Source organism: Gordonia sp. DT219, from assembly GCF_049847065.1.
In the GTDB taxonomy this organism is placed as follows: Bacteria; Actinomycetota; Actinomycetes; order Mycobacteriales; family Mycobacteriaceae; genus Gordonia.
Map to the genome: position 1 here is coordinate 96,484 of NZ_JBNCNR010000007.1, position 21,460 is coordinate 117,943.

Sequence of the window (21,460 nt, forward strand, 5' to 3'; positions counted from 1 at the left end):
GTAGGAAGGGATGAACTGAGCATGGCCGCGATCGTGCTTATCGGCGCCCAGTGGGGCGACGAGGGCAAAGGAAAGGCCACCGATCTCCTCGGCGGCAAGCTGCAATGGGTCGTCCGCTATCAGGGCGGCAACAATGCGGGGCACACGGTGGTGCTGCCCAACGGCGAGTCCTTTGCGCTGCATCTCATCCCGTCGGGCATCCTCACGCCCGGCGTGCAGAATGTCATCGGCAACGGTGTCGTCGTCGACCCGGGGGTGCTGCTCAGCGAGCTGGGCGGGCTCGAGGACCGCGACGTCGACACCACCGGACTGCTGCTCTCGGCCGACGCACATCTGCTGATGCCGTACCACGTGGCGATCGACAAGGTCACCGAACGCTTCCTCGGCAACAAGAAGATCGGGACCACCGGCCGCGGTATCGGGCCGTGCTACCAGGACAAGATCGCGCGCGTCGGGGTGCGCGTCGCCGACGTCCTCGACGAGAAGATCCTGGCCCAGAAGGTCGAGGCGGCGCTCGAACTCAAGAACCAGATCCTGGTCAAGATCTACAACCGCCGGGCCCTCGACCCCGAGCAGGTCGTCGAGGAGGTGCTCACCCAGGCCGAGGGCTTCAAACATCGGATCGCCGACACGCGGCTGCTGCTCAACCAGGCCCTCGAACGCGGCGAGACCGTGCTGCTCGAGGGCTCGCAGGGCACGCTGCTCGACGTCGACCACGGCACGTATCCCTATGTGACGTCGTCGAATCCGACGGCCGGTGGCGCCGCGGTGGGGGCGGGTATCGGTCCCACCCGCATCACCACCGTGCTCGGCATCCTCAAGGCCTACACCACGCGCGTCGGGTCGGGGCCCTTCCCGACCGAACTCTTCGACGAATGGGGTACGTATCTGGCCAAGACCGGCGGCGAGGTCGGCGTGACCACCGGCCGTGCCCGCCGCTGCGGCTGGTTCGACGCCGTCGTCGCCCGGTACGCGACACGCGTCAACGGCATCACCGACTACTTCCTCACCAAACTCGACGTCCTGTCGAGCCTGGACACCGTGCCGATCTGCGTGGCCTACGAGGTCGACGGGCAACGCGTCGAGGACATGCCGATGACGCAGACCGGCTTCCACCACGCCAAGCCGATCTACGAGGAGATGCCGGGCTGGTGGGAGGACATCAGCAACTGCACGACCTTCGACGAGTTGCCACGCAACGCGCAGGACTACATCCTGCGGCTCGAGGAACTGTCCGGGGCGTTCATCTCCTGCATCGGCGTCGGGCCGGGACGCGAGCAGACCATCGTGCGGCGCGATATCGTCTGAGTTCGTCCGCAATTCCTGCCCGGAGGGACCTCGATGAGCCGATATGCAGTGGTCGACCCCGCCACCGGCGAGGTGGTCGAGGAGTATCCGACCGCCACCGACGAGCAGGTGGATGCGGCACTCGCCGCGGCACATGAGGCCTTCGGCTCGTGGTCGAGGGGCTCCGACGTCGCCGAGCGCGCCGACCTGATCCGCCGCGTTGCGCACCTGCACACCGAGCGCAAGAACGAGCTGGCGGCGATCATCGGGCGCGAGATGGGCAAACCGCTCGACCAATCGGTCGGGGAGGTCGAGTTCAGTGCCTCCATTTACGAGTACTACGCCGACAACGCCGAGACCTTCCTCGCCGACGAGCCGATCACGTTGCTCGACGGGCCGGGGTCGGCGTTCATCCGGCGCAGTGCGGTCGGGGTGCTGCTCGGCATCATGCCGTGGAACTATCCGTACTACCAGGTGGCCCGCTTCGCCGGCCCGAACCTGGTGCTGGGCAACACGATCGTGCTCAAGCATGCACCGCAGTGCCCGGAGTCGGCGGCCGCGCTGGCACAGATCTTCGCCGACGCGGGGTACCCGACCGGCGCGTATGTGAACGTCTACGCGACAGACGAACAGATCGCCGGCGCCATCGCCGACCCACGCGTGCAAGGGGTTTCGCTGACGGGTTCCGAACGTGCGGGCGCGGCGGTGGCCGAGGTCGCCGGGCGCAACCTGAAGAAGGTCGTCCTCGAACTCGGCGGATCCGACCCGTTCCTCGTGCTGTCCACCGACGACCTCGACGCCACCGTCGATGCCGCAGTGGAGGGCCGGTTCGAGAACACCGGTCAGTCCTGCAATGCCGCAAAGCGTTTCATCGTCGACGAGTCCCTCTATGACGCATTTCTCGAGAAGTTCACCGCGAAGGTGAAGGCCGCCGCGCCCGGCCTGGCGCCGCTGTCCTCGGTGGCCGCCGCGGACCGTCTGCAGGAGCAGGTCGACAACGCCCAGAGCGCCGGGGCCACACTGGATTCGGCGGGCGAGCGGTCTGGTGCACACTTCCCGCCCGGCGTGCTGACCGGCGTCGATCCGCGCTCGGCGGTCGCCAAAGAAGAGCTGTTCGGTCCGGTCGCCACCGTCTATCGGTGCTCCGGGGAGGACGAGGCGATCGCGCTCGCCAACGACGTCCCGTTCGGTCTCGGCTCCTACGTCTACACCACCGATCCCGAGCAGGCGCTGCGCGTCGCCGACCGGATCGAGGCGGGCATGGTCTTCATCAACGCGGTCGGTGCCGAGGGGGCCGAGTTGCCGTTCGGCGGCGTCAAACGCTCCGGCTTCGGACGCGAACTCGGCCGCTTCGGCATCGACGAGTTCGTCAACAAGAAGATGATCCGCGTCGGCTGAAACCTGCTGGGGTCCAGTCCGACTCGGCTGTGGCTCAGCTCGCGGGCACCCAGGTGCCGTGCAGTCCGGCGGGTACCCGGATCGGCAGGTCCACGGTGGCCAGCGGCCCGGCGGCCGGGTCCTGCGCCGACAATAGGTAGAAGCGGGACCGCAGATCGGTCGGGTCGGTGCCGATGGCGGCCCAGTAGTCGCCGTTGTCGCCGGGGAGGTAGATGGGCTCGCCGATGGCCACCCCCGGTGACCAGCACACCTCGGTCCCGCCGGCCGGATCGCTGAACCATAGGCTCTCGCAGTCACCGGAGTCGCCGGGCGCCGACCCGACCGAGGCGATCCACCGGTGATCGCGGGTCAACAGGCGGTCGTCGACGCGCGGGAACTCCACATTCACCGCGCGCTCGCCGACCGGGGTTCGGGTGATGCGGCCCGAAGCCGGATCACAGACGGCGCGTACGAGTTCCGAGCGCGGGGCCTCGGAGCCGGCCGAGAAGCCGCCCGGACGCGTCCACTCGACATAGTCGACGGTGACGGTGCCGTCCGGGTTGTCGAAGGCATTCGCGAAGTGCCACACCCAGAACGGCTCGGCAGTGATCCATCGGGTCGGGCCGCCGTCGCGGGGGATCAGCGCGATCGCCGTTCCGTCGTCGGGCTGCCAGCTCAGCAACGATCCGCCGGTCATCGCGGCCACCAGATCGAACCGCAGTGGGCAGGCGAACAGCACGATGTAGCGCGCCGTCAGCGCCATGTCGTGGATCATCGTGGGCGCAGGCAGGCCCGGCACCGGCGTGGGTTCGCGCACCGCGCTCCCGTCGGCACCCACCACCGACCAGGTCAGATACGGCGCCTCGAGCGTGTAGTTGAACAACACCATCTCACCGGTTGCCGGATCGATCTTCGGGTGTGCGGTGCTGCCGACGCGCATGGCGCCGGAGCAGTCGGTGAGGGCCAGCGTCGCCAGGTCGGCCGGATCGAGGAGATACGGACGGTCGGCCTCGGCCATCGCCATCAACCGTCCCGCATGCGAGACGACGTTGATGTCGGGAAGTTCGCGTACCGTCCCGGCCAGTTCCGGGCCCACCTCCTCGACGGGCGGCGTGTAGCCGTCGGTCAGTCCCGACCAGATCGCATGTCCGGCAGCCTCTTCGGCGCGCACCATCGGGGTCCGGACGAAGCGGTTGCGGTAGGAGACCCGGCCGTCGGCGATGCCGATCTCGTGGACCATGCCGTCGCCGTCGAGGGGATATACGTAGGAACCGATCGGGTCGAAGCGCGGGTTGGGGCCGTTGCGCAGATAGCTGCCGTGCAGGTCGGCCGGCAGTTGCCCGGTGACCGGCAGATCGTCGGCCGCGACCTCGCGTCGTTGCGGTGCGAAGACGCCGGACAGGTGGGTGTGGTGCAGATCGACCGGGGCGGGCCGGGAGTTCGTCGATGTCATTGTCGTTCTCCTGCGGTGACTTTGGCTGGGATATTGACCGGGGTGAGGATCGGGTCGGGTCGGCTAGCGGGCGCCGGCGGTCCGATTGGGGCCGGGATGCGCCGGGGCGTCGGCGATGGCCTTGGTCCGCTTGATAGCGAAGACGATGAGGGCGATGGGGGCCACCCAGTTGAGGAGGACGAGCAGCGGATGCGATCCGGCGGTGCCGGCGGTCGAGGCGAGAATCCCGGCGACGGTGTGGCAGCAGCCCATCAATGCCACTGCGAGCGCCCACACAAAGCTGATCTGACGGTTCTTCATGCGGAAGATCGGGCTGTGCCACAGCGACGGGTCGACGTCGGCGCGCGCGTACTGCTCGGTGAAAGGCACGGTGAGCGCCGAGATCGCCATGATCGCCGCCAGGATGTAGGCCGAGCCGCCACGTCCGAAGAACACGAGGGCGTGATCGACCGACGGACCGCCGACGGCACCGATCACGCCGATCACCCCGAACAGTCCCGCACCGGACAGGTCGAGGATCTTCCAGCCGCCGTGGAAACGGCCGTAGACGGCGAGCGCCAGCGCCACCACGCATGCGGCGAGCGCGGCTTCGGTGACGTGATCGGGGCCGAGTCGCTCGGCGACCCAGGCGAAGACGAACCACGGGGCGAGGCCCAGGATCATCGACCAGCTGTTCATGACGATTCCTTCTCGGGACGGGAGTTGATGGGTTCAACTCTTCGCCCCTGCCGAGTCGCGGTCGTCTGCCTGATGACGGAGATTCCGCTGCCAGTCACGCCGCAGCGCGTCACCCGCCGAGATCGGCCGCCGGGTGCCGGCGGGCCGCCACCTGCGCGGCGAGTTCGACGCGGGTCCGTAGTCCCAGCTTCGTGAGGGCGTGGGAGACGTGGGTCTGGACGGTGCGCGGCGAGATGTAGAGGCGCTCGGCGATCTCGGCGCCGCTCTGGCCGTCGCCGATCAGTTCGGCGACGGTGATCTCGGTGGCGGTCAGGCTGTCCCACCCGTGGGTCGGACGATGACGAACGGTGTTGGGGTCCATGCGTAGGCCGAGGGCACGCAGCCGGGTGGCCAGCCGGGCCGAGTCGGTGGTGGCGCCGGCGTCCTGGGTGATGGTCAGCGCGCGGATCGCCAGTTCGCGGGCAGTGCGCTTGTCGCCACGTGCCGCTGCCGCGCACGCCGTCTCTTCGCAGGCCGCTGCTTCTTCCAGGGCGTCGCCCAGTGCGTGTGCCGCGTCGGCGGCCGCGCAGCCGAGGGTCACGACCGTCTGTGGGTCTGCGTCATCGAGCGCCCTCGCGCACATCGCCGCCGCGAGATCGGCGAGCGTCGCGGCCGGTGGGAGCGGCCGGGGGATCTCGGCGATGTCGGACCGGAGTGCGTCGAGCAGGTCACGGTCATCCGCGCGGACCGCGATCCGTGTCAGCAGCAGGATGCGGCTAGGGAGCCAACCGTAGAGCCCCATCCGGTGGGCTTGGCGCCAGGCGCGCGCCGCCTCCTGCGCGGCGGGCCGGAGTCGGCGGCGCGACTCGAGCAGGTGGGCGCGGGTCGCGGTGATCAGCGGGATGCCGAACTGATCGGGCAGCCCGGCCGCCGAGAAATCGTCGAGCCGTGCTGCCGCGGCGGCGAAGTCGCCGCGCATGATGTCGATGGTGGCACGTCCGGAATGGGCCATCGAGGTCCACCCCATGTCGGCGGCGGCGACCCGCTCGAAGCCCGTGTCGAAACTCGCCGCCGAATCGTCGAGGCGTCCGAGCGCCAATTCGATTCCGCCCCTGGTGAAGTCGTGGTAGGCGGTCATCCAGTCGGCGCCGCGCGCGGTCCGCGTCCGGGCCGCACTCTCCAGCAGCGCCAGCGCGGCGCGGGGTCCGTGCGTGTGCTGTTCGATCAGCGGCGGCCACACGACGGCGGATGTGTGGGCGGCGGTGGGGCCGCTCTGTTCGCCCTCGCGTCGGGCCGCCTCGATCGCCAGGGCGAGTGCGTCGAACTTCTCGCCCCGCAGATACCGCCGAAGTGCTTCTGCGGCAATGCCCGTCACCGACCGGTCCGGTCCGGCCGCCGCGTCGTGAAAGGGCGCAGACGGAACGGGGCTGCGGCCCTCGAGGATGCCGAGATAGTCGCGTGAATCGGTCAGCGCGGCGCGGGCTTCGTCGTCGACCGGCAGCGCGAGCGTGTCCTCGATGAGCGCGCGCGCGTCGTCGGTACGGCCGCGGGCGATCAGCGCGAACATCTGAATCCGTAGCAGCGCAGCGAGTTCGGTGATGTCACCGGTGACCTCGACCCCCTCGGCCGCAACCTCCGACGCACGGGCAAGCTGACCGGTTCGCGCCAGCGCGGTCGCGAGCCCGAGGTGCCAGCCCGGAGCCGGCGGCGTTCCCGGAGCGCCGGCCCGCCCCACCGAGTCGAACAGGTCGATGGTGACGGCGGGGGTGTGGGCGAGCTCCTGTTCGGCGTTGCGCAATGCATCGAGGACGTCGGGACCTACGCGCCCGGCCGCGAGCAGGTGATGGGCGAGGAGGTGGTGATTCCCGCGGGCGCGGGCCTGCTCGGCGATCGCCTCGTGCAGGACCGTGCGCAGGGGTGCGGCGATCATCTGATAGCCGACGTCGCCGTAGAGATCATGGGTGAACGACAGCCGGCCCTCGCCGTCGATGGCGAGTATTCCGGCGTCGATGGCGGTCTGGGCGGCGGCCACCAGGCTCACCGGGCGGACCGACTCGATCGATGCCAGTTCCGGCAGGGTCGCCGGCGCCCCCCACACGGCGAGCTTGCCGGCGAGGTCGGCGGCCCGCGGGTCGAGCAGCGCCAGGTGCTCGGCGATCATCGTCTCGGTGTCGACGGCGACCGGACGCGCGACCCCGGTGGTCGCGACGCCGTCGACGATCGTCAGATCGCCGCTGTGCCGAAGATTGTCGAGCAGGGCGATCGCGTGCATCGGATTGCCGCCGGACGACTCGATCAGCGTGGCGAGGTGCTCGTCGACGGGTGCCCCGACGACGTCGCCGGTCAGGGCGGCGAGGTCGGCCGCGTCCATCGGGGGCAGCGCCCACTCCTGGGTCGACGCGCGCGCGACGATCCGCTCGAGTAGATCGCGGCGCGGCAACAGCCGCCGCCCGAGGAGCAGCGTCAACGGCAGGTCGGCGGTCGCGTCGGCCAGCCGCCCGAGCAGTTCCAGGCTGGCGGCGTCGGCGTGGTGGACGTCGTCGACGACGAGCAGTAGCGGCCCGGCCGAACACATTCCGTCCACCAGCCCGAGCAGGGTGTCACCGAATCCCGGCTCCGGTGCGGAGGTGACCTCGACTCCCAGTAGTGCCCCGGCGACCGCGTAGGGCAGCCGCCACGACAACTCGTCGGCGCACGTGAACCGCAGGTGGCCGGAGACGGCGCCCATGAGCCGGTGCAGCGTGTGGGTTTTGCCGATGCCCGGGCCGCCGCTCAGTACCGCCACCGAACTCGCCACCGGATCGTTCATGCCGCGCTCGATCGATGCCGCGATCTCGTCGACCGTGGAAAGCCTTCTCGTGGTCGGCCTGAGCATGAACGGAGTTTACCGGCGACTCGTTCCCCCCGGTGGCGTGTCGTGAGAAGGTGAGTGCCATGGGATCCATCCGGGGGAGGCGCGATTACGGCTCGATCCTGCTCGGGGCGGCCGGTGAGAGCGGGCTGAAACAGCGTCTGCGGATCCAGACGCTGCTGACCTCGTCGATCGTCGTCTCCAATCTCGTCGGGGCGATCATCGCGATCGCGCTGTCGTCGGTGGGCATTCCGGAACCCTCGGTCTTCCAGCCCGAGCTCTGGTGGGTCAACTTCCTTGCCGTGCCGCTCTATGTGGTGGCCGCATTTGTCATCGGAATCGGTTGGGGCACCATCGTTGTCGTTCGTGACCTGCAGTGGGCCATCCGGGATCGGCGGCCGACCGAACGCGATGCGCGCCGCGCGCGCCGGGCGCCGTGGCGGTTGGTGAGTATCCAGGCGGTCCTGTGGACCGGTGCGGTCATCATGTTCACCCTGTGTTACGGCATCCTCGACCCCGACCTCATCCCGAAGACGATCTTCGTCATCGGCCTCAGCGGTGTGGTGGTCGTGGCGGTCTCATATCTGCTCATCGAGTTCTCCTTGCGGCCGGTGGCCGCCGACCTCATCAGCGCTGGATACGGCTGGCGAAAGCGCAGCGGAGTGCGCAGCCGATCGGTCGTCTCGTGGCTCGTCGGTTCGGCCATCCCGGTCACCGGGATTCTGCTGGTGGTGCTGTTCGGGGCCTTTCGCGACGAGACCTCGAAGGTCGACATGTTCGTCGGCGTCGCCGTGCTGGCGGTCACGGCACTGGCCACCGGACTGATCCTGACCGTGCTGACGTCGCTGAGCGTCATCGGACCCATCCGTAGTGTGCGTATGGCGCTGCGGCGGGTGCAGTCCGGCGAACTCGACGACGTCGAGGTCGTCGTCTATGACGGCACCGAACTCGGTGATCTGCAGGCCGGTTTCAACCTCATGGTGGGCGGGCTGCGGGAACGTGAACACGTGCGAGATCTCTTCGGGCGCCACGTCGGGCGGGAGGTCGCCGAGGCGGCCTTGACCTCCGATCCGGAACTCGGCGGTTCCGAACGGGTGGTCGCGGCGGTCTTCGTCGACGTCATCGGGTCGACGACGCTGGCGGCCGAACGCTCACCGACCGAGGTGGTGAAGATCTTGAACCGCTTCTTCGGCGTGATCGTGGGTGCGGTGGAGGAGAACAAGGGGCTGGTCAACAAATTCGAGGGTGATGCGGTGCTCGCGGTGTTCGGGGCACCGATCGCACTCTCCGATTGTGCGACTGCGGCATTGGCCGCGGCGCGCACCATCGCGGTGCGGCTCGCGCAGGACGTACCGGAAGTCCGGGCCGGTATCGGGGTCAGCCACGGGACCGTCGTCGCCGGAAACGTCGGTGCCATCCAACGATTCGAGTACACGGTGATCGGCGACGCCGTCAACGAGAGTGCCCGCCTGTCCGAACTCGCCAAGCGTGATCCACGGCGCCCCTTGGCATCCGGCCGCGCCGTCGAGGCCGCCGGTGGTGATGAGCGGGACCATTGGCGTCGCGCCGAGACCGTCACGCTGCGCGGCCGCACCGAGGGCACCGTCGTCTACGAGTACGCCGATCTCGATGATGCAGATGCGTCCCCGCAGATGGCCGACGGGGCTGCCGGGGTCGGCGACGCGCCGGTCAATTCTCGTCGCGGTCGGTGAGTCCCTCGGCGAAGTCCAGGCGCCGCAAGGCTTTACGTAGGACCTCGTCGCCGATCCGGCCGGCCTCACGCTCGTCGATGAAGGTCTTGCGCTGAACTGCCAACAGCTTGGCCCGGATCCGATTGCCGGCCGCGTTGGGGCTCTCGCCGATCGCCTCCGGCCCACGGCCGAGGTCCTCCCAGGCGGTATTGCGTTGGGTGGTGAGCCATTTGCGTAGCAACCCGATCTGGTCGCGCCGGACGTCGCCGGGTCCCATCTCGGCTTCGATGTCGTCGAGCGCCTGCTCGGCGGCACGCGAGGCGCGGTCCTGTGCGCCGGCGAAGGCGAGCAGCTCCTCGGTGGTGTCGTCCTCGCCGACTCCCAGCCTGCGGATCATCCACGGCAGCGTCGTGCCCTGGACCAGCAGGGTGCCCACGACCACCACGAATGTGAGGAACAGGATCTCCGCGCGGGCCGGAAACGGTGCGCCCGAGTCGGTGTAGAGCGGGATCGAGAATGCCGCGGCCAACGACACGACACCGCGCATCCCAGCCCAGCCGAGGACGAAGACCGCACTCGGTTTCGGTGCCGGGTCGTTCGACCGGATCCGCCGGGAGAGCAGCCGGGGCAGATATGTCGCCGGGAACACCCAGACGAAGCGGACGGCGATCACCGTGGCCAGCACGATGATCGCGTCGATGGTGATGCGCGTCCAGGATTCGCCGGTGAGACCGCGGAGCAGCTCCGGCAGCTGTAAACCGATGAGCAGGAACACGAATGCCTCGAGAAGGGCATCGATGGACTTGCGGACCGCATCGTCCTGGATGCGGGTCGCGTAGCCGAGTCGTACCGAGCGCTGGCCCAGCAGCAGGCCCGCCGTCACCACCGCGATGACACCGGACGTATGTAACTCCTCGGCGACGAAGTAGGTGCCGAAGGGCACCATGATGCCGATGGCGGTCTCCATCGTCGGATCGGTGAGCCACGTGCGTATGCGCCCGGTCAGGTAGCCGATCGCCAGGCCGACCGCCACCCCGCCGACCGCGGCCAGCAGGAACGTCGAGATGCCGCTCCACACGGTGGTGGTGGCGCCGATGGCCGCCGCGAGTGCCACCCGCAGCGCCGTGAGCGAGGTCGCGTCGTTGAGCAGACTCTCCCCGCCGAGCAGTGTCATCATGCGGCGCGGCAGACCGACCCGGCGGCCGATCGCCTGTGCCGCGACGGCGTCGGGCGGGGCCACCACCGCGCCGAGTACCAGGGCCGCGGCCAGCGGGACATGCGGGATGCGGGCCCAGGCGACCAGACCCACCAGGATCGTCGAGAAGACGGGCAGCCCCACCGCGAGGAGCCCGATGGCCCGGCGGTTGGCGCGGATCTCGTGATACGAGCTCTCCTGGGCCGCCGAATACAACAGGGGCGGGAGGATCACGAACAGCACGAACTCGGGATCGAGTGCGACGTCGGGCAGGCCCGGGATCCAGCAGATGCCGAGCCCGACGGCCACCAGCACCAGCGGGGCAGACAGGCCGTAGTGGCGGCACAGGGCCGCGATCCCGAGTGACACCGCGGCAACCAGCAGGAGTGAGGCACTCACCCGCGTCAACCTACCGGCACGTCCGGGCGGGTGCGGATAATGGGCGCATGGCATTGTTCGGACGTCGTTCCCGCACCTCTGACCCGTCGTCGGCTCAGGAGGCCGCGGCGGCCCGGCCCGTCGCGGCCGGCCGGTGCCCGGACCTCGCGGCGGTGGGTGCGGACCCGGCCACCGATCCGCCGGCGGCCGCCCGCACCGACGAATGTGAGGACTGCGTGGCGCTCGGTGAGAACCACTGGTCACACCTGCGCAAGTGCCTCGGGTGCGGTCACGTGGGCTGCTGCGACTCGTCGCCGCGCAAGCATGCGACCGCCCATTTCCACTCATCGGGGCATCCCGTCATGCGTTCGGCCGAACCCGGCGAGGTGTGGCGCTGGTGCTACATCCACCAGGTGGTCGGCTGAGCCGCCGGTGAATCCGGCGTCCACGCAGGTCACAGCCTCATATCGAGTGATGGTCGGCGAGCGTGGTCTCCGGTACCCGGCGCGTCGGGGCCACGTAGAATCCGGGAATGACCTCGAACACCGAGAGCGCAGCTGCGCCGCAGGAGCCCTCGCGCCCCGAGGGGGAGCCGACCCCGCAGGCGCCCGTCGTCCAGGTCCCCCAACCCGGTGGCACCCAGACCGGTGGTTCCCAGCCGGGCGCAGATCGTAAGCCGCCCGGGGCGGTGTACCAGGCGCCGACGCAGGTGCAGGCAGCGCACCAGCCGGTGTCGTCGCCCGTCGGTCCGCCCGACGTCCTCGGCACCCCGCTCTCGCCGACCGCGACGCGGGTGATGATCCTCGGCGCCGGTGAGCTGGGCAAGGAACTCGTGATCGCGTTCCAGCGGCTGGGTGTGGAGGTCGTCGCGGTCGATCGGTACGAGAACGCGCCCGCGCATCAGGTCGCCCACCACGCCGCGGTCATCGACATGACCGACGGCGATGCGATCGTCGCCCTGATCGAGAAGTACCAGCCGCACTATGTGGTCCCGGAGATCGAGGCGATCGCCACCGAGGCACTCGAGGTCGTCGAGAAGCGGGGACTGGCCGAGGTCATCCCGACGGCGCGGGCGGTGGTCGCGACGATGAACCGGGAGGGAATCCGCCGGCTCGCCGACGAGGAACTCGGCTTGCCGACCTCGCCCTACCTGTTCGCCGGCTCGCGCGACGAGATGCGGGTGGCGGTCGAACAGGTCGGATATCCGTGTGTGGTCAAACCGGTGATGTCGTCGTCGGGCAAGGGCCAGACGGTCCTCAAGAGTGCCGCCGACATCGACGCCGCGTGGGACAGCGCGATCACCGGCGGCCGGGTGTCGTCCGAACGTGTGATCGTCGAGGGCTGGGTGGATTTCGATTACGAGATCACCTTGCTGACCGTGCGCGCCATCGACCCGGCGACCGGCCGGCTCGCAACCCACTTCTGCGCACCCATCGGCCATCAGCAGGTCGGCGGCGACTATGTCGAGAGCTGGCAGCCCCACGACATGAGCACCGACGCCCTGGGTGCGGCGACCTCGATCGCGGCGCGCGTCGCGACCGCGCTCGGCGACGGAAAGCTCGGGGGCCGAGGCATTTTCGGTGTCGAGTTGTTCGTGAAGGGCGACGACGTCTATTTCTCCGAGGTGAGCCCCCGACCGCACGACACCGGGCTGGTCACCCTCGCCACCCAGCGACTCAGCGAGTTCGAGATGCACGCCCGGGCAATCCTCGGGCTGCCGGTCGACGTCACCCTGGCCTCGCCGGGCGCGTCGGCGGTGATCTACGGACAGCTCGAGGAGAAGGCGATCGGCTTCGAGAACGTGGCCCGCGCGCTCGCGGTACCCGAGACCGACATCCGGCTGTTCGGTAAACCCGAGAGCTTCCACCGGCGTCGCGTCGGTGTGGTCACCGCGACCGCCGACGACATCACCACCGCGCGGGAACGTGCCGTGCGGGCCGCCTCGATCGTGGCACCGGTCTCCGGTAGGCCTGCGCGACGCGGTGCGCCCGCGCCGGTGCCGCCCGCTGGTCGGACCCGGCCCGCGGTGCCCGGGCGGGGCCCCCGTCCGCCCGCGCCCCCGGCCGGTGGACCGCAGGCGGGCAGGCCGCCGGCCGGCGGTCCGCCCCGGCCCGGTCGGCCGCCGGTCCCGCCCGGCGGCCCGGGCCGTCCACCCGGTCGGCCACCCGTCGGGGCACCGGTTCCGCCCGGTCCGCGCGGTGGTCCACAGGCCGGTCCACAGGCCGCCGGCCGGGGGCCGGTACCCGCGCAACGACCCCCCGCCGGACCGGGCGAGCCACGCCCGGAGGCCGCCGGTTCGGACTCGCCGGCCAAAGTCGACTGACCGGCGCCGATTTTGCCCATCTACGGCGAGGTCCTCGTCGGTCTGGGTATCGGTGTGGGCTTGCTCGCAATCGTGATCCCGGTGCTGCCCGGCAGCCTGGTGGTCGTCGCGTCGATCCTGGTGTGGGCGTGGGTGATCGGCGGTTACGCGTGGGCCGTGTTCGCGGTCGCGGCCGCGCTGATCGGGCTCGGCTGGATCGTCAAATACCTTGTGGCGGGGCGATTTCTGCGCGGCCATGAGATCCCCAATCGCACGATCGTCGTCGGCGGGGTGGTCGGCATCGTCGGCTTCTTCGTGTTGCCGGTCATCGGCCTGTTCGTCGGATTCGTCCTCGGCGCAATGGCTTCCGAACTGGTACGTACGCGAACCACCACCGCCGCCTGGCGTGGCACCCTCGCCGCGACCACGGCGTCGGCATACACGATCGGGATCGAACTGTCCGCGTCGCTGCTCGCCGCGGGGGTGTGGCTGACCGGCGCCCTGCTGTGGTGACCACGTGGTGGGTGCGGCTATCCGGAGACGGCCGGGACCGGCCGCGCGCTGTGGGTGCCGATCGGCACGATCATCGGGCCGCCGAACACCGGGTCGGCGACGACCTGCGCGCGAAGACCGAACGCGTGGGAGAGCAGATCGGTGGTGATCACCTCGTCCGGGCCGCCGTGGCAGACCAGCCGGCCGTCGTTCATCACGAACAGTGAATCACTGTAGCGCGCAGCCAGATTGAGGTCATGCAGCACCATCACGATGGTCTTGCCGTGTTCGGTCTTGAGTGAGTGCACCAGGTCGAGTACCTCGAGTGAGTGTGCGAGGTCGAGATAGGTGGTCGGCTCGTCGAGCAACAGCAGATCGGTGCCCTGCGCGAGGGCCAGGGCGATCCAGACGCGCTGGCGCTGCCCGCCGGAGAGCGCGTCGAGGGTCCGGTCGGCGAGCTCGGCCGTCGAGGTCATCTCGAGTGCCTCGGCGACCGCGGCCGCGTCGTCGGCGGAGGCCTGCTGATACCACTTCTGATACGGGTGGCGGCCCCGGCTGACCAGGTCCTCGACCGTGAGCCCTTCGGGCGCAACGGGATTCTGCGGCAGGATGCCCAACGTTCGGGCGACTTGCTTCGGTCTGATCTTCGTGATGTCGATGCCGTCGAGGCGCACCACGCCCGAGTGGGCAGGCAGCAGCCGGGCCAGGCAGCGCAGCAGCGTCGACTTGCCGCAGCCGTTGGGGCCGATGATCGTGGCGATCGCGGAGTCGGGGATGTCGATGTCGAGGCCGTCGATGACGATGCGCTCGTCGTAGCCGACGACGAGGTCGCGGGCGGAGAGTCGGCTCATACGGTCGCCTTTCGGGAGATCGAGATCATCAGGTAGATGAGGAACGGGCCACCGAGCGCGGCGGTGACGATGCCCACCGGCAGCCCGTCCGGAAGTAGTGTGCGGCAGCAGATGTCGCCGCCGACGACCAGGATCGCCCCGATCGCGCCGGATGCGACGGGTGTCGGGATCGCCGTGCCGGACAGGCGCATAGCGATTTGCGGGGCGAGCAGGGCGACGAAGGCGATCGGGCCGGCCGCGGACACGGCAAGTGCGGCGACGATCACCGCGATCAGCAGGACGGCACCGGACACCGCCATCGTCCGCACGCCCAGCGCCCGGGCGAGGTCGGTGCCCAGGCTCATCGCATCGATCTGGCGGGCCAGGACTCCGGTGGCGACGACGGCCGGCACGAGAGCGGCGGCGACCGGCCACACACTCGACCACGACGTGTTGGCCACCGACCCGACGAGCCAGGTCTGGGCGCGGCCGACATCGCGGATCTCGGCTCGCGTCAACAGATATGAGGTCGCGGCCTGCAGAACCCAGGTGATGCCGACGCCGATGAGTACCAGTCGTAGGGGGTTGATGGCGTGGTCGGACCGGCGCCGGGAGCGGAGCGAGCGGGCCGAATCGGACCGGCGCCGGGAGCGGAGCGAGCGGGCCGAATCGGACCGGCGCCGGGAGCGGAGCGAGCGGGCCGAATCGATACCGCGGCGGCCCGGCCAGGCGAGCAGATACATCACCGCCGCGGTGCCCAGTCCGCCGATCAGCGCGGCCACCGGGACTCCGAGGTCGGCGAGCCATGCACCCCAACTGGTGCCGAAGGCGATCGCGGTCACGGCCGCGGCCCCGGCGCCTGCGGTGATGCCGAGCATGTCGGGGGTGGCCAGCGGATTCTGTGCGATGAGTTGGGTGAGGGCGCCGGACATCCCGAGCCCGAAGCCGACCAGCACCGAGACGAGTGCACGCGGTACCGCGTCGTCGAGGATGACGACGTTCTCGATGCGGGTGCCGCCGCCGAGGATGATGCGCATGACGTCGATCGGGGTGACGGGGTAGTCGCTGATGGTGACGCTCGCGAGGAACAGCACGAATGCGATCACGAGCGAGATGGTGACCGAGATGAGCACCCGTGGACGCCACACCCACGACGTCGGGCCGAGGCGCACGATGCGTCGGGTAGTCGAGCGCAGCGGTCGCGCCGGGACGACGGGGGTGTCGGCGGTGTTGCTGCTCATACGCTCGTCAACTTCGTCCGTCGGACCATGGCGATCAGGAACGGCGCGCCGACGAAGGCCAGTACGACGCCGACCTGGATCTCACCGGGGCGCGCCACGACGCGGCCGATGACGTCGCACACCAGCAGCAGGGCCGCGCCGATGAGTGCGGAGTACGGGATGATCCAGCGGTAGTCGGGGCCGGTGAACGCACGCGCGATGTGGGGCACCACCAACCCGAGGAAGACGATGGGTCCGCAGGCCGCGGTCGCGGATCCGATCAGCAGGGTGATGCCGGCGATGCCCACCGCGCGGATCAGCAGGACCCGGCTGCCCAGCGCCGTGGTCATGTCGTCGCCGAGGCTGAGGATGTTCAGGAAGAAGCCGCTGGCCAACGCGAGAATCAGCCCGATACCGATGAACGGCAGTGCGGCCCAGAAGATATCGATGCTTCGGCCGGCCGTCGACCCGACGCTCCAGAAGCGCCAGGCATCGAGGGACGCGGTGTCGCTGAGCACGATCGCCGAGGTGATGGCGACGAGCATCGCCGATAGTCCGGTACCGGCGAGCACGAGCGTGACCGGGCCGGTGCCGGTCAGCGCCGCGACCCCGAACACCAGCGCCGAGGCGAGGACCGCACCCAGCAGACCGAATGCCATATAGGCCAGGGGGGAGGTGATGCCGAACAGGTAGACGCCGCTGACAACGGCGCAGGCGGCCCCGGCGTTGACGCCGAGCATCCCGGGATCGGCGATGGGGTTGCGGGTGTGTCCCTGGGTAATGGCCCCGGCCGCCCCGATCGCCAGGCCGACGACCAGGCCGAGGGCGGTGCGGGGCACGCGCAGGTGCCAGACGATTCCGCCGGTGTCGGTCGAGGTGTCGACATGAGGCAGGTGCAGCGTGATCAAGGCGCGCCAGATCTGGCCGCAGCCCGCGGCGAAGGCATCCCAGGACTGGGACAGGGGCATTTCTCGGGCGCCGATCAGAACCGATGCGATCGTCGCGAGGACGAGCACGGCCAGGATCGACACGAGACCGATGGAGCGGCGCACAACCGGGACACTACCCGATAGTTGGGTTGCCTTACCTAATCAGCATGCTGGTCTGATTGGTGGTACAGATGGCGCAGATGTGGCTTCTGTTGTGTAACGATTCGTGGCGACGTCTGTGAATCGCCTGAGGTACGAGTAACGATCGGACAAGGGTCGGGCGATAGACCGGTCAGAAGTCTCACTAAGATGGTTCGAACGTGCCGTTCAGGCTGGAAACAGCCCTGGTCGGTTGCCAAATGACACGGAGGAAAGTCCGATGAGGAAGTCTTTGAGGAACGCGGCCGTTGCCACGCTGGCAGCGGCGGGTATTGCCGGTGGTTCGCTGGTCTCGACCGGCCAGGCGCAGGCCGACGTGCCCAACCTGGTCCTGACCGGCGGGGTCAACTGCTCGTGGGGTTTCACTCCGGGCCAGCCGTGGACCGACGGCATCTGGCACATGAAGCGCTGGATGACCGTCACGGCGCGCGGCGCGGACTTCCCGAACGTCACGCTGCAGGAATTCAACGGTGAGCACAAGTTCGTCTCGAACCTCAAGAAGGACCAGTCGCTGACCATCGCGACCGACTGGCGCGCCTGCTTCCCGTCGTCGATCTCGGGCTACACCATCTCGAGCAACGCCGACAACCTGCTCGACAACGTCGGCTTCTGGTGGAACCTGCGCAAGCTGGAGGAGAAGGCGCCGAAGAACGCCGCTCCGTCGGACAAGGCAGGTCCCAACGCGGGTCTGTCCGGTGGTGGCAACACCACGTCGCGCGCACAGGCCCAGCAGCTGCAGGCCGAGTTCGGGCACTGATCGCCGAATTCTCCTTTCTCTCACAGACGACGAGGGGCGACCGGAATTTCTCCGGTCGCCCCTCGTCGTGTCTGTGGTGTTGTAAGTTCTTCCCCTGCTTCTCGTTACGTTCCCCAGAAGTTCCTGGGGAGCGAAAAGAAAAGTGGGGGAAGAAGATTCTTCCCCCACTTTCAGCGGCTGTGTGCCGGGTGTGTCAGCCCTTGGGAACCTTGTGTGGCTCCGACGCGGCGACCATGTCCTCGCGCTCGACGACCTTCACCCGCTCACGACCCTGTGCCGCACCGAGATTGCGCTCATGCTCATCGAGTCGGTACCAGCCATCCCAGGTGGTGAAGGGGATGTCCTTGGACTCCAGGAACTCGATGACGGCGTCCTCGCCGGGATGTGCCGGCTCGAGGAGCGCGCCGTTGGCCATGTCCTCGAGGATGCAGTCGACGGTCTCGTTGGCGTCGCCCTTGGTGTGGCCGATGAGGCCGACGGGGCCGCGCTTGACCCAGCCTGTCGTGTAGAGCCCGGTCTGGTGGGTGCCCTCGTCGAATACGCGGCCGGCCTCGTTCGGGATGACTCCCGCCTGGCTGTCGAACGGGATCTGCGGCAGGTTGTCGGAGAGGTATCCGACGGCGCGGTAAACGGCGGTCACGTCCCAGTCGGTGAACTTGCCGGTCGGTTTGACGTTGCCGGTGCCGTCGAGCTGGGTGCGCTCGGTGCGCAGGCCGACGACCTTGCCGTCCTCGCCGAGGATCTCGGTCGGACTCTCGAAGAAGTGCAGGAAGAGCTTGTGGACGGCGCCCTGCTTGGGATCGCGGATCGCGTAGTTCTCGATGATCGTGGCGACCTGGTCGGTGATCTTCGACCCGCGGCGGGCCACGGCCGAACCCTCGTCGTAGTCGATGTCCTCGGGGTTCACGATCACCTCGATGTTCGGCGAGTGATCGAGTTCCTTGAGCTCGAGCGGGGTGAACTTGGCCTGCGCGGGTCCGCGCCGGCCGAAGATGTGCACCTCCACGGCCTTGTTGGCCTTGAGGCCCGCGTAGACGTTGTCGGGGATCTCGGTCGGGAACAGCTCGTCGCCGGTCTTGGCGAGCACCCGCGCGACGTCGAGGGCCACGTTGCCGACGCCGATGACGGCGACCTTCTCCTCTTCGAGCGGCCATTCGCGCGGGAAGTCGGGATGACCGTCGTACCAGGCGACGAACTGGGCCGCACCGTAGGAGCGGTCGAGGTCGACACCGGGGATGGCGAGGGCCCGGTCGTCGGTGGCGCCGGTGGAGAAGATGACCGCGTCGTAGTGCGACTTGAGTTCGTCGAGGGTGATGTCGGTGCCGTAGTCGATGTTGCCGAGCAGGCGGACCTGCGGCTTGTCGAGGACCTTGTGCAGCGCCGTGATGATGCCCTTGATGCGCGGGTGGTCGGGTGCGACGCCGTAGCGGATGAGACCGAAGGGCGCGGGCATACGCTCATAGAGGTCGATGGACACGCCACGATCCTTGGCCGTGTCGGACTTCATCAGCGAGTCGGCGGCGTAGATCCCGGCGGGACCTGCGCCGATGATGGCAACGCGCAGTGGGCGGGCTTGGTCGGTCATTGGGCGTCAGTACCTCGGTTCTCAGATGAATCAGACGCCGCGGTACGCAGGCGGCGCGTCGACACTTATCTCTTCTACGGTAGGCGTTCGCAGCCTGTACCCAAAATCCTCGCTTAGGGTGACCTTACTCATATCGTGTTGTGTCCACATCGGTCAGCCCGCCCGTCCGGCTGCCGTCGCGATCCGACCGATCGATTGGTCGGCGATCCACGGAATGGACAGCACGGTCGGCACACCCATCGCGGTGCCGACCTCCTGATCGAGATAGACGGTGCGGCCACCGGTCACGAACGGCTGGGCGTTCCAGGCGGAGTTCTTGCGTATCTGGTCGTTGGCGCCCTGCCAATCGAGGACGACGACGACGTCGGCCTGGTTGAGCAGGCCGATGTTCTCCGGCGCGATCGATCCATAGAAACCGCTGGTGACGGCCGATTTCAGGCCGTCGGGGAAGCGTAGGCCGTACGAGGCCAAGATCTGTTGGCGTCCGTCGCCGGGCCCGAAGATCGAGATCGTCCCGTCGGGCGACGCGGTCACCGCGACCGCGGTCTTGTCTTTCAGTTCGGGGTGGGCGGCGGCGAGGCCGGCGACGTGCTTGCTGGTCTCGCCGATCTTGGCGGCGACGGCGCCGGGGCGGCCCACGGCCCGGCCGATCTCGGTGGCCTGTACATCCCACGGCACCTGCCAGTCCGGGTGGTTCGCCGGGCGGGTGATGGTCGGCACGGCGGCGGCAAGCTTGGCGTACTGCTCCTTCGTGGGAGCCGCACCAACCGCGGTGACGAGGTCCGGGTCGGTGCTCAGTGCCTTGGCGATCTCGTTGCCGAACTGCTGGGACGCCTCGGGGAGTGCGACCGGCTCGTCCGACCCCAGCAGCTTCTCGTTCCACGGCGTGCGCACGTTCGCGGGAGAGCCGAACGGTGCGGCCGCCACGGGACGGAAGCCGAGCGCGAGCAGGGTGTCGGCGTCGCCCACACCCATCGCGGCGACTCGGGTGACCGGTTTCGAGATGGTGGTCGAGCCGTAATTGTGCTCGATGGTGACCGGCAGGGCGCCCGACTCGGGCGATGGCGCGCCGGGCGTGGTGTGGTCCTCGGCAGGGGCGCTGCACGCGGCGAGGCCGATCGCGGCGGTCAGTACCAACCCCGCCAGCGCAAGGTGGCGAGCGTTCCTTCGGGGACGAGCGTTCTTCCGGGGGCGGGGCACACGGCCTCGGATGTTGGGCACGGCTCTCCTTTGGTTACGCACAATCGGCGGATCTAGTTGGTTAGCCTCACCTTAACTGCTGGGGGTGGTGGGGTGGAGTCCCATGGGTGCTCGATCCGGGATCGGGGTACGTCGATACACTCGCCGACATGGTCGGACGCGGAGGCGGGCGGAGTGAGCCCGAGGCCGTCGACGACGAACCGGCCGCACCGTCGTGGCGCAAAGCCTGGCCCTTCCTGGTGGCTCTGCTCGTCGTCGTGCTGGCGGCTGCGGGCATCGGACTGTCGTATCTGTTCCGTCCGGCGCAGGAGCGGGCCGGCGATTCGGCGCAGGTGCAGTACGCGATCAACGATCTCTACACCGCGCGCAACAACGTCGACTACACCGCCTTTCGGGACCACACGTGTTCCGTCGACGTGAATTCGGCCGGGTTTCCGGCGCAGCCGGAGTTCGCGACGGAGAACCGGCAGTCGTTGGAGAGGAACGGCCGGATCGTGATCCCGGAGATCACCGACCTGAAAGTGTCGGGTGACCGCGCGAGGGCGACGGTACATTGGCATTTCGACAAACAGTCCGATGAGACGCAGACGACCAAGGTTGCCGCGGTTCGGGAAGACGGGAACTGGAAGGTGTGCAAGGCATGACGTATGCCGGTGATCTGACCCCGCAAGAGGCGTGGGACAAGCTCGAGCAGAATCCGAAGGCCAAGCTGGTGGACTGTCGCACCCGTGCGGAATGGTCTTTCGTCGGGGTTCCCGACCTCGAGATCGTCGGTAAGCGACCACTTTTCGTCGAATGGACCACCTTTCCCGACGGCCGACCCAACGAGGGATTCGTGGCGCAGTTGCGCGACGGCGGAATCGCCGACGACGACGAGGTGATCTTCCTCTGCCGCTCCGGACATCGCTCGATCGGTGCCGCCGAGGCGGCCACTGCCGCCGGGGTCGGCAAGGCCTACAACATCCTCGACGGATTCGAGGGGGCGCTCGACGAATACGATCACCGTGGGTTCAAGGGTTGGCGGGCCCTCGACCTTCCGTGGAGGCAGTCGTGAGCGAAGCGAGCGAGCTGGCCGACCCTACAAGCTGGAGGCAGTC

At 68.7% G+C, this 21,460-nt stretch carries 18 protein-coding genes; 9 read left to right on the forward strand and 9 right to left on the reverse strand.

The window, feature by feature from the left end; translation table 11 throughout:
- Nucleotides 1-21 precede the first annotated feature (21 nt).
- Nucleotides 22-1,308: an adenylosuccinate synthase gene (locus ACPXB3_RS11215; RefSeq protein ID WP_425727636.1), complete on the forward strand. Its 1,287-nt coding sequence runs from the start codon at nt 22-24 to the stop codon at nt 1,306-1,308.
- Between the two features lie 33 nt (nt 1,309-1,341).
- Nucleotides 1,342-2,685: an NAD-dependent succinate-semialdehyde dehydrogenase gene (locus ACPXB3_RS11220; protein WP_425727637.1), complete on the forward strand. Its 1,344-nt coding sequence runs from the start codon at nt 1,342-1,344 to the stop codon at nt 2,683-2,685.
- 34 nt (nt 2,686-2,719) lie between these two features.
- Here ACPXB3_RS11220 and ACPXB3_RS11225 read toward each other — a convergent pair whose 3' ends face one another.
- The 3 genes from ACPXB3_RS11225 to ACPXB3_RS11235 form a co-directional block, all read right to left on the reverse strand.
- The gene (locus ACPXB3_RS11225; protein ID WP_425727638.1) at nt 2,720-4,117 is read right to left on the reverse strand and encodes a carotenoid oxygenase family protein; all 1,398 of its coding nucleotides are present in this window, start codon (nt 4,115-4,117) and stop codon (nt 2,720-2,722) included.
- A gap of 63 nt (nt 4,118-4,180) precedes the next feature.
- A complete protein-coding gene (locus tag ACPXB3_RS11230; protein WP_425727639.1) occupies nt 4,181-4,795 on the reverse strand; it encodes a hypothetical protein in 615 nt (204 codons plus the stop codon).
- A gap of 109 nt (nt 4,796-4,904) precedes the next feature.
- Nucleotides 4,905-7,649, reverse strand: coding sequence for a LuxR C-terminal-related transcriptional regulator (locus ACPXB3_RS11235; RefSeq protein WP_425727640.1), 2,745 nt, complete (start codon nt 7,647-7,649; stop codon nt 4,905-4,907).
- Nucleotides 7,650-7,708: 59 nt separating this feature from the next.
- Between ACPXB3_RS11235 and ACPXB3_RS11240 the strand changes: the two genes are divergently transcribed.
- Nucleotides 7,709-9,337 (forward strand): adenylate/guanylate cyclase domain-containing protein, encoded by a 1,629-nt coding sequence (locus tag ACPXB3_RS11240; protein WP_425727641.1) that lies wholly within the window; start codon nt 7,709-7,711, stop codon nt 9,335-9,337.
- Here the strand turns inward: ACPXB3_RS11240 and ACPXB3_RS11245 are convergent.
- Nucleotides 9,315-10,910, reverse strand: coding sequence for a Na+/H+ antiporter (locus tag ACPXB3_RS11245; RefSeq protein WP_425727642.1), 1,596 nt, complete (start codon nt 10,908-10,910; stop codon nt 9,315-9,317). The two genes, ACPXB3_RS11240 and ACPXB3_RS11245, sit on opposite strands and share 23 nt — an antisense overlap.
- Before the next feature lie 47 nt (nt 10,911-10,957).
- On the opposite strand from ACPXB3_RS11245, the gene ACPXB3_RS11250 reads away from it, so the two are divergent.
- The 3 genes from ACPXB3_RS11250 to ACPXB3_RS11260 all read left to right on the forward strand — a co-directional run bounded on the left by ACPXB3_RS11250 (nt 10,958) and on the right by ACPXB3_RS11260 (nt 13,704).
- Entirely contained in the window at nt 10,958-11,314 is a 357-nt protein-coding gene (locus ACPXB3_RS11250; RefSeq protein WP_425705584.1) for a UBP-type zinc finger domain-containing protein, read from the forward strand.
- 107 nt (nt 11,315-11,421) lie between these two features.
- The gene (gene purT / locus ACPXB3_RS11255; protein ID WP_425727643.1) at nt 11,422-13,212 is read left to right on the forward strand and encodes a formate-dependent phosphoribosylglycinamide formyltransferase; all 1,791 of its coding nucleotides are present in this window, start codon (nt 11,422-11,424) and stop codon (nt 13,210-13,212) included.
- A 12-nt stretch (nt 13,213-13,224) separates the two neighbouring features.
- Nucleotides 13,225-13,704, forward strand: coding sequence for a DUF456 domain-containing protein (locus tag ACPXB3_RS11260; RefSeq protein WP_425705582.1), 480 nt, complete (start codon nt 13,225-13,227; stop codon nt 13,702-13,704).
- Between the two features lie 17 nt (nt 13,705-13,721).
- On the opposite strand, the gene ACPXB3_RS11265 is transcribed toward ACPXB3_RS11260, so the two are convergent.
- Genes ACPXB3_RS11265 through ACPXB3_RS11275 form a run of 3 tightly spaced genes read right to left on the reverse strand, consistent with a single transcriptional unit; the run spans nt 13,722 to nt 16,785 of the window.
- Entirely contained in the window at nt 13,722-14,534 is an 813-nt protein-coding gene (locus ACPXB3_RS11265; protein ID WP_425727644.1) for an ABC transporter ATP-binding protein, read from the reverse strand.
- Nucleotides 14,531-15,754 (reverse strand): FecCD family ABC transporter permease, encoded by a 1,224-nt coding sequence (locus tag ACPXB3_RS11270; protein ID WP_425727645.1) that lies wholly within the window; start codon nt 15,752-15,754, stop codon nt 14,531-14,533. Before ACPXB3_RS11270 ends, ACPXB3_RS11265 begins: the two co-directional genes overlap by 4 nt.
- Complete coding sequence (locus tag ACPXB3_RS11275; RefSeq protein ID WP_425705579.1) at nt 15,751-16,785, reverse strand: FecCD family ABC transporter permease; 1,035 nt, start codon at nt 16,783-16,785, stop codon at nt 15,751-15,753. The genes ACPXB3_RS11270 and ACPXB3_RS11275 overlap by 4 nt, the downstream gene beginning before the upstream one ends.
- A gap of 256 nt (nt 16,786-17,041) precedes the next feature.
- Here ACPXB3_RS11275 and ACPXB3_RS11280 point away from each other — a divergent pair, with 256 nt between their 5' ends.
- The gene (locus ACPXB3_RS11280; RefSeq protein WP_425705578.1) at nt 17,042-17,578 is read left to right on the forward strand and encodes a hypothetical protein; all 537 of its coding nucleotides are present in this window, start codon (nt 17,042-17,044) and stop codon (nt 17,576-17,578) included.
- Between the two features lie 193 nt (nt 17,579-17,771).
- On the opposite strand, the gene ACPXB3_RS11285 is transcribed toward ACPXB3_RS11280, so the two are convergent.
- Both ACPXB3_RS11285 and ACPXB3_RS11290 read right to left on the reverse strand, forming a co-directional pair.
- Complete coding sequence (locus ACPXB3_RS11285; protein WP_425705577.1) at nt 17,772-19,163, reverse strand: FAD-dependent oxidoreductase; 1,392 nt, start codon at nt 19,161-19,163, stop codon at nt 17,772-17,774.
- 153 nt (nt 19,164-19,316) lie between these two features.
- Nucleotides 19,317-20,300: an ABC transporter substrate-binding protein gene (locus tag ACPXB3_RS11290; protein ID WP_425727646.1), complete on the reverse strand. Its 984-nt coding sequence runs from the start codon at nt 20,298-20,300 to the stop codon at nt 19,317-19,319.
- 212 nt (nt 20,301-20,512) lie between these two features.
- Between ACPXB3_RS11290 and ACPXB3_RS11295 the strand changes: the two genes are divergently transcribed.
- Together ACPXB3_RS11295 and ACPXB3_RS11300 are read left to right on the forward strand one after the other, a co-directional pair.
- Nucleotides 20,513-21,007 carry a hypothetical protein gene (locus ACPXB3_RS11295; protein WP_425705576.1) on the forward strand — a complete coding sequence of 165 codons (495 nt, stop codon included), beginning with the start codon at nt 20,513-20,515 and terminating at the stop codon, nt 21,005-21,007.
- On the forward strand, nt 21,004-21,417 hold the full coding sequence (locus tag ACPXB3_RS11300) for a rhodanese-like domain-containing protein (RefSeq protein ID WP_425727647.1): 414 nt from the start codon (nt 21,004-21,006) through the stop codon (nt 21,415-21,417). Before ACPXB3_RS11295 ends, ACPXB3_RS11300 begins: the two co-directional genes overlap by 4 nt.
- The last annotated feature ends 43 nt before the right edge of the window (nt 21,418-21,460 follow it).

Coding starts and splice junctions, on each gene's coding strand:
- ACPXB3_RS11300 (WP_425727647.1), top strand. CDS start 21,004: ATGACGTATGCCGGTGATCTGACCCCGCAAGAGGCGTGGGACAAGCTC.
- ACPXB3_RS11295 (WP_425705576.1), top strand. CDS start 20,513: ATGGTCGGACGCGGAGGCGGGCGGAGTGAGCCCGAGGCCGTCGACGAC.
- ACPXB3_RS11285 (WP_425705577.1), bottom strand. CDS start 19,163: ATGACCGACCAAGCCCGCCCACTGCGCGTTGCCATCATCGGCGCAGGT.
- ACPXB3_RS11230 (WP_425727639.1), bottom strand. CDS start 4,795: ATGAACAGCTGGTCGATGATCCTGGGCCTCGCCCCGTGGTTCGTCTTC.
- ACPXB3_RS11220 (WP_425727637.1), top strand. CDS start 1,342: ATGAGCCGATATGCAGTGGTCGACCCCGCCACCGGCGAGGTGGTCGAG.
- ACPXB3_RS11215 (WP_425727636.1), top strand. CDS start 22: ATGGCCGCGATCGTGCTTATCGGCGCCCAGTGGGGCGACGAGGGCAAA.
- ACPXB3_RS11235 (WP_425727640.1), bottom strand. CDS start 7,649: ATGCTCAGGCCGACCACGAGAAGGCTTTCCACGGTCGACGAGATCGCG.
- ACPXB3_RS11240 (WP_425727641.1), top strand. CDS start 7,709: ATGGGATCCATCCGGGGGAGGCGCGATTACGGCTCGATCCTGCTCGGG.
- ACPXB3_RS11270 (WP_425727645.1), bottom strand. CDS start 15,754: ATGAGCAGCAACACCGCCGACACCCCCGTCGTCCCGGCGCGACCGCTG.
- ACPXB3_RS11250 (WP_425705584.1), top strand. CDS start 10,958: ATGGCATTGTTCGGACGTCGTTCCCGCACCTCTGACCCGTCGTCGGCT.
- ACPXB3_RS11225 (WP_425727638.1), bottom strand. CDS start 4,117: ATGACATCGACGAACTCCCGGCCCGCCCCGGTCGATCTGCACCACACC.
- ACPXB3_RS11265 (WP_425727644.1), bottom strand. CDS start 14,534: ATGAGCCGACTCTCCGCCCGCGACCTCGTCGTCGGCTACGACGAGCGC.
- purT (WP_425727643.1), top strand. CDS start 11,422: ATGACCTCGAACACCGAGAGCGCAGCTGCGCCGCAGGAGCCCTCGCGC.
- ACPXB3_RS11280 (WP_425705578.1), top strand. CDS start 17,042: ATGAGGAAGTCTTTGAGGAACGCGGCCGTTGCCACGCTGGCAGCGGCG.